Source organism: Roseomonas chloroacetimidivorans (genome assembly GCF_049629625.1).
GTDB lineage: Bacteria > Pseudomonadota > Alphaproteobacteria > Acetobacterales > Acetobacteraceae > Roseomonas > Roseomonas chloroacetimidivorans.
The window spans coordinates 1-10118 of the sequence record NZ_JBNBZS010000136.1 but is presented as its reverse complement, the minus strand read 5'-3'; the positions used below and the strand labels follow the sequence as shown (position 1 = coordinate 10118).

The 10118-nt window shown below is 65.7% G+C and carries 18 protein-coding genes and 1 pseudogene; 3 read left to right on the top strand and 16 right to left on the bottom strand.

Annotation, left to right across the window (positions count from 1 at the left end):
- Window positions 1–86: 86 nt before the first annotated feature.
- The 16 genes and pseudogenes from ACO1BU_RS34425 to ACO1BU_RS34350 all read right to left on the bottom strand — a co-directional run bounded on the left by ACO1BU_RS34425 (window position 87) and on the right by ACO1BU_RS34350 (window position 8209).
- Window positions 87–341, bottom strand: a complete 255-nt coding sequence (locus tag ACO1BU_RS34425; protein ID WP_424140421.1) for a hypothetical protein — start codon at window positions 339–341, stop codon at window positions 87–89.
- A 52-nt stretch (window positions 342–393) separates the two neighbouring features.
- Window positions 394–1116 (bottom strand): hypothetical protein, encoded by a 723-nt coding sequence (locus tag ACO1BU_RS34420; protein WP_424140420.1) that lies wholly within the window; start codon window positions 1114–1116, stop codon window positions 394–396.
- Window positions 1116–2051, bottom strand: a complete 936-nt coding sequence (locus ACO1BU_RS34415; RefSeq protein ID WP_424140419.1) for a DUF1376 domain-containing protein — start codon at window positions 2049–2051, stop codon at window positions 1116–1118. The genes ACO1BU_RS34420 and ACO1BU_RS34415 overlap by 1 nt, the downstream gene beginning before the upstream one ends.
- A complete protein-coding gene (locus ACO1BU_RS34410; RefSeq protein ID WP_424140418.1) occupies window positions 2048–2968 on the bottom strand; it encodes a competence protein CoiA family protein in 921 nt (306 codons plus the stop codon). Before ACO1BU_RS34410 ends, ACO1BU_RS34415 begins: the two co-directional genes overlap by 4 nt.
- Window positions 2965–3225 carry a hypothetical protein gene (locus ACO1BU_RS34405; RefSeq protein ID WP_424140422.1) on the bottom strand — a complete coding sequence of 87 codons (261 nt, stop codon included), beginning with the start codon at window positions 3223–3225 and terminating at the stop codon, window positions 2965–2967. The genes ACO1BU_RS34410 and ACO1BU_RS34405 overlap by 4 nt, the downstream gene beginning before the upstream one ends.
- 141 nt (window positions 3226–3366) lie before the next feature.
- A pseudogene (locus ACO1BU_RS34400) lies at window positions 3367–3462 on the bottom strand (NUMOD4 domain-containing protein); the annotation flags it as partial.
- Window positions 3459–3866: a hypothetical protein gene (locus ACO1BU_RS34395; protein ID WP_424140417.1), complete on the bottom strand. Its 408-nt coding sequence runs from the start codon at window positions 3864–3866 to the stop codon at window positions 3459–3461. The gene ACO1BU_RS34395 and the pseudogene ACO1BU_RS34400, both read right to left, overlap by 4 nt.
- Before the next feature lie 49 nt (window positions 3867–3915).
- The gene (locus ACO1BU_RS34390; RefSeq protein ID WP_424140416.1) at window positions 3916–4482 is read right to left on the bottom strand and encodes an HNH endonuclease signature motif containing protein; all 567 of its coding nucleotides are present in this window, start codon (window positions 4480–4482) and stop codon (window positions 3916–3918) included.
- Window positions 4482–5315, bottom strand: coding sequence for a DUF2303 family protein (locus ACO1BU_RS34385; protein WP_424140415.1), 834 nt, complete (start codon window positions 5313–5315; stop codon window positions 4482–4484). Before ACO1BU_RS34385 ends, ACO1BU_RS34390 begins: the two co-directional genes overlap by 1 nt.
- A gap of 12 nt (window positions 5316–5327) precedes the next feature.
- A complete protein-coding gene (locus ACO1BU_RS34380; RefSeq protein ID WP_424140414.1) occupies window positions 5328–5687 on the bottom strand; it encodes a hypothetical protein in 360 nt (119 codons plus the stop codon).
- A 187-nt stretch (window positions 5688–5874) separates the two neighbouring features.
- Complete coding sequence (locus ACO1BU_RS34375; RefSeq protein WP_424140413.1) at window positions 5875–6150, bottom strand: hypothetical protein; 276 nt, start codon at window positions 6148–6150, stop codon at window positions 5875–5877.
- Window position 6151: 1 nt separating this feature from the next.
- The gene (locus tag ACO1BU_RS34370) at window positions 6152–6571 is read right to left on the bottom strand and encodes a MerR family transcriptional regulator (RefSeq protein ID WP_424140412.1); all 420 of its coding nucleotides are present in this window, start codon (window positions 6569–6571) and stop codon (window positions 6152–6154) included.
- Window positions 6572–6675: 104 nt separating this feature from the next.
- On the bottom strand, window positions 6676–7251 hold the full coding sequence (locus tag ACO1BU_RS34365) for a hypothetical protein (RefSeq protein WP_424140411.1): 576 nt from the start codon (window positions 7249–7251) through the stop codon (window positions 6676–6678).
- 3 nt (window positions 7252–7254) lie between these two features.
- Window positions 7255–7422 (bottom strand): hypothetical protein, encoded by a 168-nt coding sequence (locus ACO1BU_RS34360; RefSeq protein ID WP_424140410.1) that lies wholly within the window; start codon window positions 7420–7422, stop codon window positions 7255–7257.
- On the bottom strand, window positions 7422–8024 hold the full coding sequence (locus tag ACO1BU_RS34355; protein ID WP_424140409.1) for a GIY-YIG nuclease family protein: 603 nt from the start codon (window positions 8022–8024) through the stop codon (window positions 7422–7424). The genes ACO1BU_RS34360 and ACO1BU_RS34355 overlap by 1 nt, the downstream gene beginning before the upstream one ends.
- Window positions 8024–8209 (bottom strand): hypothetical protein, encoded by a 186-nt coding sequence (locus ACO1BU_RS34350; protein WP_424140408.1) that lies wholly within the window; start codon window positions 8207–8209, stop codon window positions 8024–8026. The genes ACO1BU_RS34355 and ACO1BU_RS34350 overlap by 1 nt, the downstream gene beginning before the upstream one ends.
- Before the next feature lie 201 nt (window positions 8210–8410).
- Here ACO1BU_RS34350 and ACO1BU_RS34345 point away from each other — a divergent pair, with 201 nt between their 5' ends.
- The 3 genes from ACO1BU_RS34345 to ACO1BU_RS34335 all read left to right on the top strand — a co-directional run.
- Window positions 8411–8773 carry a helix-turn-helix domain-containing protein gene (locus ACO1BU_RS34345; protein ID WP_424140407.1) on the top strand — a complete coding sequence of 121 codons (363 nt, stop codon included), beginning with the start codon at window positions 8411–8413 and terminating at the stop codon, window positions 8771–8773.
- Window positions 8774–9179: 406 nt separating this feature from the next.
- Window positions 9180–9401: a hypothetical protein gene (locus ACO1BU_RS34340; protein WP_424140406.1), complete on the top strand. Its 222-nt coding sequence runs from the start codon at window positions 9180–9182 to the stop codon at window positions 9399–9401.
- Between the two features lie 180 nt (window positions 9402–9581).
- Window positions 9582–10118 (top strand): Gabija anti-defense Gad2 family protein (locus tag ACO1BU_RS34335; protein ID WP_424140405.1); only part of this gene is annotated, 537 nt, incomplete at its 3' end.

Below are 10118 nucleotides of genomic sequence, written 5' to 3'. Positions count from 1 at the left end.
TCCGCCCTCCCCGCTACCCTGCCCTACCCGGCCCTCAGAAACGCCGCCCACGGCGCTCCCAGACGCGTCTCTGGCCGTGTTGGGGGTCATGGGCGGGCGTCCTGGGGTCGCAGAGCCTGCCGGCACTCCTCCGCCACGATCAGGAGGCTGTGCAGAGCGTCGCTTAGGTACGACTGGACAGGGCTCTCCTCATTGATCCGACACGCCGCAACGTGCACCTGGCTGGCAGCCTCGAGCGCGTTGGTCATGCACACCGAGAGGTGCATCCGGGTCCGGGATGCCTTGGCCTCTAGTGCCTTGATCGCAGCCTCGGGATCGTACTCGTCCTGAGCGTCCATCACTTCCCCTCTCCCTTCGGCGCGGACAGCCGGTCGCGGAGGGACTGGAGGCGGGTCACTGGGCGACCTCCTGCGCGAGGCCGTAGCGGGCCTCCAAAGGCTCCAGGCGCATGAGGATGCACCCCGCATTACCGCGGCCTTCCGCGAGCATCAGGCGGTAGGTTTCGATGAGCTGGCGGTCGTTGAGGTAGTGGGACCGGCTGGCCTGGCGCTTGGGCTGCGGGCGCATTGCGGCGAGGTCGCGCTTGAGCTTCGCGATCTGCTCCTGGACGTAGGCCTTCTCCGCCTCTGTCCTCTCCTTGGGCGCGGCGCTGGACGCTTCTGGAGCCTCCGCCACCTTGCGCAGCGCCGCGATCTCGTCACGCACCGGACGGGTCAGCCCCGCGAGAAAGTCCTTCAGTTCGGCATAGTCCGGCCACGCCGGGAACTTCGCCGCCGCCGCCTCCAGCGACGAGCCCGTGAAGCAGCGCTCGGGAAGCTCCCGGAGAAACCGGGCCATGAGCTTCACCGCGCCTTCCAGGTCGCCCGGCGTGAACTTCTTCACCTTCGCCAGCTCCAGCAGCCAGCGCTGGATGCGGTCGCTGCTCTCGGGCAATGGCGCGAGAAAGCCGGTCAGTAGATCAGCGCGGCGCTTCGCCTCGGTACGGGTGTGCCGGTCGGCGTGCAGCGGCATGGCAGGGCCGGCGTAGGTCGCGTTCCGGACGGCCACGCTCAAAGCCTCGGTCAGCGACTGGGATGGCGCCGGAAGCCCGGCAGCGGCGATCGTCAGCGCGGTCATCAGTGCGGCCTTCCGGGGATCATCGTGGCGGGGACGAAGCGGGGTTCAGGGTGGTCGCCGTCGAAGTCGAAGCCGGGGGGCGCGCTGCGCGCATCCAGCTCGGCGATCAGCTCCGAAGGGGTCTTTCGGCGCGAGGCACTTGTGCGGGCCGCGGAAAACTTCACCTCGCGTTGGCACCACGTCCGCCAGCCGGCATCCCAGTCCCGCAAGACGGTGCCCTTGGCCCGATGATGGTCGCGGAAGGCCTCGAACGTGTCGCGGAGGTGCAGGCCCTTGCCCCGGCAGTACGCCTCGCCTTCCGGGCCCGGCCGCCATCCTTCGGGGATCTGGCACCCCCTAGCCCGTCGTTCTTCGGCCGGCTCTGTCGCGGGTCGCGCGCCCTCTGAGCGTAGCGAAGAGGATATAGGTCTGGTCTGGTCTGGTCTGGTGGAACCTGTAGCAACCTCTGTCACAGAGTCTGCGACTCGCGTTGTGACAGTCTCTGTGACAGACGCTGTGACAGGGCTGGAAGGAGCGCTTGCTGGCGGTGCGACAGACGCTCCCTTCTTTGCAGCCTTCGCCGCGCGTGCCGCCTCTGTCCTGGCCCGCTGCGCCAGCTTGCGTTCCCACGCCTCGTTCGCCTTCTCGGCCACGACGGGGTGATAGAGACGGCCGTCAGAGCAGAGCCGCCAGCCATGCAGCGCCATCTCCTTCACCTTGCTCCAGCGCGAGCCCGCGCCGGACAAGTGAGCGAGGTCACGGTCATCGTCGGGTAACGAGCCGGCGGGAAGCTGGCCCCAGGCCTTGCACCAGAGCGCGACCGCCGCCTTGAACTCGTCTCCTGTGCTGCGGGCGAAGAGGCTGCTATCGAGCAGCCGCGCGGCGTCGAGCGGCATCCAGGGATAGTCCCGCAGATCGCACTCGGGCGGCGTCAGAGGTTCGGGCGCGCCGCTCATGGCCATGTTTCCTCGTAGATTGATTTACCATCGGAGCGCGGCGGCGGCGGCCGGTAATGCGCGTGAAACCCGCGGAGCAGGCCGTCGCGCAGCGGGTCAGGGTCGCCGGGCATGTAATTCCGGGCCGCCGTGAGATCTGGCACCGGCCACTGATACTGAACCGGCCGTCTGGCCTGCTCTTCACGCAGCCTGGCCTGACGCTCCGCTTCCGCCTTCTCGGCCAGGAATTTCAGGGCCTCCTGCCGGTCACGTTCCTGCCTGAGGCGGTGCTGACGGCGAAGGCGCTCCAAGTTCGCCTGCTCCCGCTCGTCAATGACCTTGAGTTCAGCGACAGCTTCGTCGCGGGCATTGCTCTGAAGCCAGGTGCGCGGCGCCTCGCGCAGGATGAACGCGCCGGCATTGGATAGATCCTCGGCGCCAATCAGATCCGAGATGTTGATCTCGATCGCGTCCTGACCCATGGCCCTGAACGCCTCAACCTTCTCAGGCGTCGTCCGATGCGTGACCAGGATCTCTACGACGAGCCGCTGTCTGCCCTTCGTCAGGACGACATCGGCCTTGTAGGGTCCGATCGGCACCTCGACTGCGGCGCCATCCGCTTCGAATGACCGGGCGGCGGCAACCTCGCGGCGGCGATAATTGTACTCGGCGACCACGGCCGGCAGCCGGACGGAACAGGCGTCCCGGATCACCTGCTTGCCCAGCAGGTGTAGCATCGTCTCGTAGGACCCTGCGCAGCTCGCGTCGTTCGCATGGGCGAAGTGGTGCCGGAGCACCTCACCCTTTCTGGCGACCAGGATTGCCTTGCACTGCGGGCATACAACATCGATCTGCTTGCCACGCGGTACGTCAGCCACGGCAACTAGGCGGCCATTCGGCGCCAAACCGTAGGGCAGGCTGATGCCAGGAGCGCTCATGCCGAACGAACCTCTTCCACGTCCCAGCCGCCGCCCTTGCGCGGGAAGGCAACCTTGCAGTGGCCCGAAGCGTCACGCGGTAAGCGCGAGAAATGATGGTTTGCGCCGACATCCCGGCGGCCTGTCTCATATGCATGCTGGATATTTCTGGACTGGTCGCACCATTCCAGGTTCCAGTGCGCCGCGTTTGTCCTGTCCGAATCCAGGTGATTGACCTGCGGTAATTCACGCGGATTGGGCACAAATGTCTCGGCCACTAGCTGGTGCAGCGCTTTTCGCCGCCTACTTCCGTCTGCATGAACCAACACGACGCCCGGATATGGCGCTCCCCAGGTGTGCGCAGCCAGTACGTGGGAGTTGACCCGCCTAATCCCTGGGCGGCCATCTCGCTTGACCGTTCGCACCTCTCGCGCAACCGATCGGACGCGGCCAAGGTCGCTAACCTCATACCGCCCCTCATATCCCTTGACGGCGGCCCAACGCTCCGTGGTCATACTTCGACCTCCGTCCAGCCGCCGCCTCTTTTGGGGAATGCCACCATGAAGACGAACGGATACATTTCCGCCGCTACCTTCATCTTGACCTTCGCATCGTCTGTGTAGATCGCCGGAGAGCCTTTGACGTCCGTCATGACCAGCACGCCGTCGGCTCGCATCAGGGCGAAATCCACGGTCAGGAAAGTGTTGTCCGCGAGCTTGAGCTTCAGCCCTTCGAACCGGCGCCACAGGATCTCGCCGGCGTGCTGGAGCTGCGCCAGGTGGGCGTCATACTTCGCCTCGGTCTTATTCATCTGGCCAGCCGGGAGGCGCCCACGGGCCTGCATCCGGGCCTTGGCGCGCAAGCCGGTCAAATCGATCTCCTGGGCGATGGAGAGGCTGCGGGACACGAAGGCGCTCACGGCAGCCTCCCGAGAGAGACCAGCGCGGCCGAGGCGCACCGGCCGCGCTTCATTTGACTTCTCCGCTGCCAAGGCGCTGCCGCACGAGAGCCGCTGCCTCTTCGAGAGAACCCGCAACCGCATCGATCTGGCGGCCCAATCGAAGCAACTGCGCTGCATCCAGATCCTCGATAACCCCGATCTGCCGCCAGATGTGGTCAAACGAAACCTGTCCGGCGCGAACCCGCGCGTGGAGAACCTTGTCGAAAGAGTTTTCGGAGGGCGTGGCGTATCGAAGATTGGCGACCCGATTATCCAACGCGTCTCCGTTGTCGTGCGCGACCTCAGCGCCGAGAGGTCGCGCGCCTAGGAAGGCTGAGGCAACCGCATGATGCGCGTAGGGAGCGACCTTCTTACCCTGGTGGCGAAGCTGATACCGGAAGTATCCCCGGCACATGAAAGGCTGAACGAGAGAGCCCGCCCGCACGCCGGGCGCCGCCGTGACGCGCCGCACCAGCCCGTCATTACTGACCTCGTGACTGGCGCTGCACTCCATCGGCCGCCAAAGCCGCTCCCCATCGGGGACCAGCTTCATCGACGGGATAACCCGGGCGGCCGGATGGGGCAGAGCGGACATTAGCCGATGGCCCTCGCCATCTCGGGCGCACGGCCTTCCAGCACCGAGACATTGGTCCCGCGCTCGATGCCGTTGATGATGTCGCCCAGGACCCGGTCCATCAGGTCCTCGACGCGCTCCAGCTTCACGCCGAGCCGGAGCTTCCCGTCCTCCAACCGGTATCGGAACCGGGCCGGCACCAGATAGGCGGGGCTGCCCTGCAGCGGCGCGAGCTGCAGCTTGATCGTCTCCGGGACCTGGATCTGAGTGGCCCCGACCTTCGCCTCGGTGTTCTCAACATTCTCGAATTGCAGGTTGCCGTCGGAGAGCCGCACCGCACGCCGGAAGGCTGTCACGCGCGTCGCCTGAAACTGGGTGGCGATCTCCAGCATGGTCGCGCCGGCCGGGTCTGCGATGTCGGAGAGGTTGTCCTCCACGAACTCCGCGAAGTCCGTCTGGGGCAGCAGCTTGCCGTCGATCCCCTTCCACTTCACCCATTGCGGGGTTGGGCGGAACTCGATCTTGACCCGCAGGTCACCCCAGCCCGCACCGGCCTTGCCATGCCCGTTCAGCACCGCCTCGACGGTCGGCTTGGTCGGATCGCGGTCCAGGTAGATGGCCACGTCCCCGGCGCCCTCATTGTCCTTCAGCACCTGGTTGAAGGAGGCAGCGTCAAAGACGGTGATGGTGCCGCGCTTGCGGGCAGGAGCGGCGCCGTACTGCTCCAGGTTGACGATCCGCCCCTCGCCATTATTCGCCCCAGGCAGGAAGACGAGGTTGTCGCCCAGCGCGATGTGCATGCAGCCCTGACGGGCGGCGTCGATCACGGCCTGCATATCGTTGTCGTTCGGCATGCGCCGGTCTCCTTACGCCAGAGCCCGGCCGGCGCTGGCCGGACCGATTTCGCGGGGAGCCTCCACGCCGCCGATCTCGCGCAGGGGCAGGTTGGGCTGCTTCGGATCCTGGCGGGCGAGGTTGTTCTCGGGCGTGACGAAGAAAAGGCTGCCGCCCTTGGTCTTCTTCGGGACCGTGACCTTCACCTCGTCCATCACCATCACGGCGCCGTCGCCGTGCGGCTTCACGGCAATGGTGAGCTGCAGTTTGCCGGCCTTGCCCTCGGCGGACACGGCAGCAACGACCTCCTGCAGGGCCTCGGACAGTTCGTCATGGGTGACGCCGTTGCGGTGTTCCCGCAGCAGGTCGAGGAATGGACGGGCGGTGGTCATGTATGCTCCTTCGGTTGCCTGCCGCGGATCACCCGCCGCGGCGCGGGATCCGGTTAGGGCTTTCGACGCAGTTTCTCGCGAAGCGCGGCAACACGCCCTGCGGCGAGGGTGGCCACCCAAGCGAACTGGTCGCTGACGCAGGCGCTCGCGTTGCCAATGGCCTGCCAGATCCTGATGCGGAGCCCGATCACGCGGCCTCCCCGGAGCTGGCGAGAATGGCCCTCGCGCGCGCCACCTCGGCCGCACGGCGCCTCTCGCGAAGAGCCTGGGCAGCAATCCATTCTTTTGCGCGCACATCATCCTCGGACACTTCGTGGTGGTGGTACGCGCGGACCCGGCGGGGCGTGACGCCCAGCGCACGGGCAACAGCATCGAAAGCCAGCTTGAGAGGCCGACCCTCGGCGCGCTGCAGATGCAGCTCGGCCTGGATGACTTCCTCGACGGCTTCCAGCACAGCGGGCATATCACCCGCTCCGGCGGGCGAATTGCCCGGCACGTTGGACATCGGCTGCTCCATGAATCGCTTCATGGAAGCCGTGCTTCACATCATCGCAGGTCTGAACGGGGCGAGCGGCGGCAACCGCTCCCCCCTCCTGCGCGGCACGGACATCCGCACCGTTAGAAGGCGCGCGGTACCCCTCGCGCACGAGCGCGCCACGCGCGCCAGCGATGGTGTATCCCTCAACCCGAAGCAGCCGGTCGATCACGCGAACGACCGCGATATCCGCTGGTCGGTAGTACCGGCGCTGGCCGCTCCGTCGCATGGGCCGGAGCTGCGGGAACTTGCTTTCCCAGAAGCGCAGCGTGTGCGTCTCGATGCCCAGCTCGACGGACACCTCGCCGATGGTGCGGAAGGCGCCTGGGGATTTCTGCGGGGCGCCCATCTAGCCCCTCCGCTCTTCTGTGGCCTCGATGGCGAGGTTACCCGCGATCAGGGTGAGGAAAGCCGAAATGGCGTAGTAGATGCAGCCGATGGCGGTGATGGTGATCATCTGATCCACCCCAACTGCGTGCCCCGATGACCCCGTTCCCAGACGCACCAGCAGAAAGCCATGGCCCCGCCCTTGTCCTGCGGGTTGGGGTCGTCGCCTCGCCAGAGGGTGATCCGCTTGGCGAACACCCAGACGCGCGAGAGCTTCCCGTCAGCGAAGATTCCGGAAGCGCGCTCCTGGCCTTCCAGGAAGGCGACACGCTGCAGGATCGCCACCTTGCGGGCGCCCATGTTCAGCGCGTGCTGGACAAACTCGGTGCCCAGCTTGAAGGGCGGGTTCGTGACGACGGACTCAACGCCCTGCGGAAGGCTGTCGGTCAGCAGGAAGTCGCGGCCGACATGCCCGTATCCCCGATCCACCAGATCGGAGCTGAACACGTCGTAGCCAGCCACCTCCATGGCGCGGGACATGATTCCGTCCCCGCATGCGCATTCCCAAACGCGGCCCGGGAAGCTCTCCTTCTCCAGAAGCGCCTGCGTCGCGCCCGGCGGCGTGCGGAAGAAGTCCAGGCTGTCGGAGCTGGAGACGCGCCGCTCGCGGGACCGGACGTTGATGGGGGGCAGTGAGTCCATGTCTCAGCCCCCCACCAGCATGATGACTAGCCAGATGACGGCGAGCCAGCAGACGATGGCGAAGGACAGGAAGATCGGAACCGGGTTCGCCGAACGCTCCGGCTCAGGCATCTCCGGCGAGTTCGCGCCCGTGCGGCGCATCCCGGCGTGAAGGGGGATGATGCGGGACATCAGGCGGGGGTCCGCTCTGGAACCGGGAACACGTCTGGGCGGAGTTCGTGAAACGAAAGGCCCGTGATCTCGTGGAGCACCTGAGCAGGACGGCGGGCCATATCGATGCACGCCTTGGCCAAGTCCTCCCTGCCGTCAGCGCGCCAACTAAGAGCGGCGTCAGCAATTCTCTTCAGCTCCTGGCGCCAGTATTTCTCCCGCAACTTAGGGCCGTCCGCCCGATACCTCTCCCGCCGCGCCGCCGCCCAAACAGGGTCGGCCCACCTGGCCGCCCGTTTCTGCGCGGCGCTGAGCTTCGCCTCTTCAGACCAGCTCAGGCAGGAATACGCTTTCCTCTCGGGCGCAGGCACAGCCATGGGCGCCAGCCCCACGTCCCCCGCAATGATCTCGGAGGCCGGCCTGAACCATTCGCCGCGAAGCCGGTACTCACGGAAGCGGCGGTGCAGAGCCTGCTCTTCCTCGCGCCCGCCCTCGAACAGGTGAAGGAGGCGGACCGGCTCGGCCTGACCATTCTGGATCAGGGCGATACGCCGGAGGATGCTTTCCGTCGTGCCGATCTTCACAGGGCCGTTCTCGCCAGCCTGGATGAAGTAGACGGCCATCACGCGGCCTCCGCTGCGGCAGAGCGGTCAGCGCCCAACATCTTCTGGGACCGCCGTGCCTTCCGCGCTGCGAATGCGGCGTAATGGTCCGCCGGCGTGACGGCGCCCGCCGTCAGTTCCTCGACGGCGGCCATGGCGTCGGGCCTTGGCAGCGATATGCCTGCGGCCCATCGGGCGATGGTCACCGGATGGTTGCCCGTGCCGACCTCAAGGGCGGTCCTTCGGGAACGATCCTGTTTAATCCAATCTCGGAGCAGCATAGGCACATGCTACTAGCACCTATCGCTAGCTGACAAGTGCAATCGCATCTATCGCTAGAAGAAAGCCGCTAGGTCATGTCCCGTGCGATGCCAAGGACCGCACCATTGACACCGGCGGCAAGTCGCATGAAGGCGCTTCAGGCCGCTAGGCTGAAGGCTTTACGCGAGCTGATTGAGCCCTACCAGAAGGACGCTGCCGATGTGGCGGGCGTCTCTGATTTCTCTTGGGGTCGGTATGAATCCGGGAAGTCCGAGATCAACCCCATAGCCCTGGCGACATTCGCCCTCGCCTATAAAGTGCCCACGGAATGGGTCCTGACCGGCCGACTAACTGGCATGCCAGACGACCTGATTAACAAGCTCTACCAGGGCTACCCCCAACTGCTCGCCGCCTCGCGAGAGGGCAGCGCGGAGCCTTTACCCCCGATCTCGCCGCCAGCGCGCATCCGGAGAGGAACACGCAGCCCCGGCACGGCCAAGGCGGGCTGACAGCACGCTTGTCGGCTGCGGGGCGCGGGAACCCCTCAAGCGGCAAGGAAGACAAGCACTCCGGGTCAAGAACTATGTCGTCACAGCACCTTACGACGTAGCCGTCCGGAATCTCCGTCAGCGCCTCCGAGCCAGTAGTCCTAACCAGCAGCCTGGGTCGCACCCTTCAAATCTCCCCGCTCTGCCCGTACCCGATTCGTTCTCGTTCACCCGCCGTCTTTTAGTGAACGTCACGGTGGAAAGACAGCGTTCTTTGTTCAATCAGACGAGACACATTCGCGCCGGGTGATCTGGGCGCCGCGCGTCTAATTGCAAAGATCGCTAGAAAAGCTCTTGACTGCTAGCGTCTATCGCTAGAAGGTTCCCCTCACCACCCGCCACCCCGGCCGGGAGAGAGGGAAGACGAATGGCTTACAAAGTGACCCGTGGCGGAAAGCTAGAATTCACTGCCACGCCGAGCGGCCCACACGGGGCGCGCTTCCGTGGTGATCGCAATCGCCGCGTCATGGCTGAGTTCACCCGCGACGGCATCGAATACAGCTACCACGCGACAAAGGGATGGCGGCGTAAGCGCGTCGGGCCGTCAGTTGCCGCCAATCCTTCGACGGCGCTCCCGCTCGCGGCCTGACGCTCACCTAGAGGGCCGGTGCGCCGACCCTCGAATGATCGTCAGTGTCGAGGACATAGCGATGCAGTCGCCAACTTACCCACCCTTCCGCCCCTACGCCCCTCCTGTGGAGAGCACGCGCTCTGCCCTGATCGCGCTGGCCTCGTTCCTGGCCGTGGCTGTGGCGATGGTGGTGGTGTGATGAGCACGCAAAGATGGCCGCTGGTCGATCTGCTGAGCAGGTCCACCGACGTGGATTTCGCCGAGACCACCCTTGCAAAAGTACTGGCTGGCCTGCCTCCGCTCACTTCGCAAGGACCATGGCTGGCAGGAGGCGCGCTGCGTCGCACGCTGCTGGGTCAGGAACCGAAGTCTGACTTCGATATGTTCTTCCGCGATGCCGACCAACTCGCAGCGTACCTGAGCAAGCTGGAAGCCAGCGGCTTCCGCAAGGTGCGTGAGACAGAGCACCACGTTCACCTTCGCGGCGCACCGGGCGAGATGAAGCTGGAGATCGACGTGCAGTTGATCCGCTTCGCCTTCTACCTGGATGCGGAGGCTGTCCTCGACAGCTTCGACTTCACCATCTGCCAATTCGCCTACGACGGCGAGACGCTGACGGCGGGTGAATTCGCGCTCTGGGATCTAGGACGGAAGCGCCTCGCCATCCACCGGGTGTCCTTCCCGGTCTCCACGATGCGCCGGATGATCAAGTACGCGTCTCAGGGCTTCACGGCC

Coding starts and splice junctions, on each gene's coding strand:
- ACO1BU_RS34420 (WP_424140420.1), bottom strand. CDS start 1,116: ATGACCGCGCTGACGATCGCCGCTGCCGGGCTTCCGGCGCCATCCCAG.
- ACO1BU_RS34415 (WP_424140419.1), bottom strand. CDS start 2,051: ATGAGCGGCGCGCCCGAACCTCTGACGCCGCCCGAGTGCGATCTGCGG.
- ACO1BU_RS34410 (WP_424140418.1), bottom strand. CDS start 2,968: ATGAGCGCTCCTGGCATCAGCCTGCCCTACGGTTTGGCGCCGAATGGC.
- ACO1BU_RS34390 (WP_424140416.1), bottom strand. CDS start 4,482: ATGTCCGCTCTGCCCCATCCGGCCGCCCGGGTTATCCCGTCGATGAAG.
- ACO1BU_RS34385 (WP_424140415.1), bottom strand. CDS start 5,315: ATGCCGAACGACAACGATATGCAGGCCGTGATCGACGCCGCCCGTCAG.
- ACO1BU_RS34380 (WP_424140414.1), bottom strand. CDS start 5,687: ATGACCACCGCCCGTCCATTCCTCGACCTGCTGCGGGAACACCGCAAC.
- ACO1BU_RS34375 (WP_424140413.1), bottom strand. CDS start 6,150: ATGCCCGCTGTGCTGGAAGCCGTCGAGGAAGTCATCCAGGCCGAGCTG.
- ACO1BU_RS34370 (WP_424140412.1), bottom strand. CDS start 6,571: ATGGGCGCCCCGCAGAAATCCCCAGGCGCCTTCCGCACCATCGGCGAG.
- ACO1BU_RS34365 (WP_424140411.1), bottom strand. CDS start 7,251: ATGGACTCACTGCCCCCCATCAACGTCCGGTCCCGCGAGCGGCGCGTC.
- ACO1BU_RS34360 (WP_424140410.1), bottom strand. CDS start 7,422: ATGTCCCGCATCATCCCCCTTCACGCCGGGATGCGCCGCACGGGCGCG.
- ACO1BU_RS34355 (WP_424140409.1), bottom strand. CDS start 8,024: ATGGCCGTCTACTTCATCCAGGCTGGCGAGAACGGCCCTGTGAAGATC.
- ACO1BU_RS34345 (WP_424140407.1), top strand. CDS start 8,411: ATGAAGGCGCTTCAGGCCGCTAGGCTGAAGGCTTTACGCGAGCTGATT.
- ACO1BU_RS34340 (WP_424140406.1), top strand. CDS start 9,180: ATGGCTTACAAAGTGACCCGTGGCGGAAAGCTAGAATTCACTGCCACG.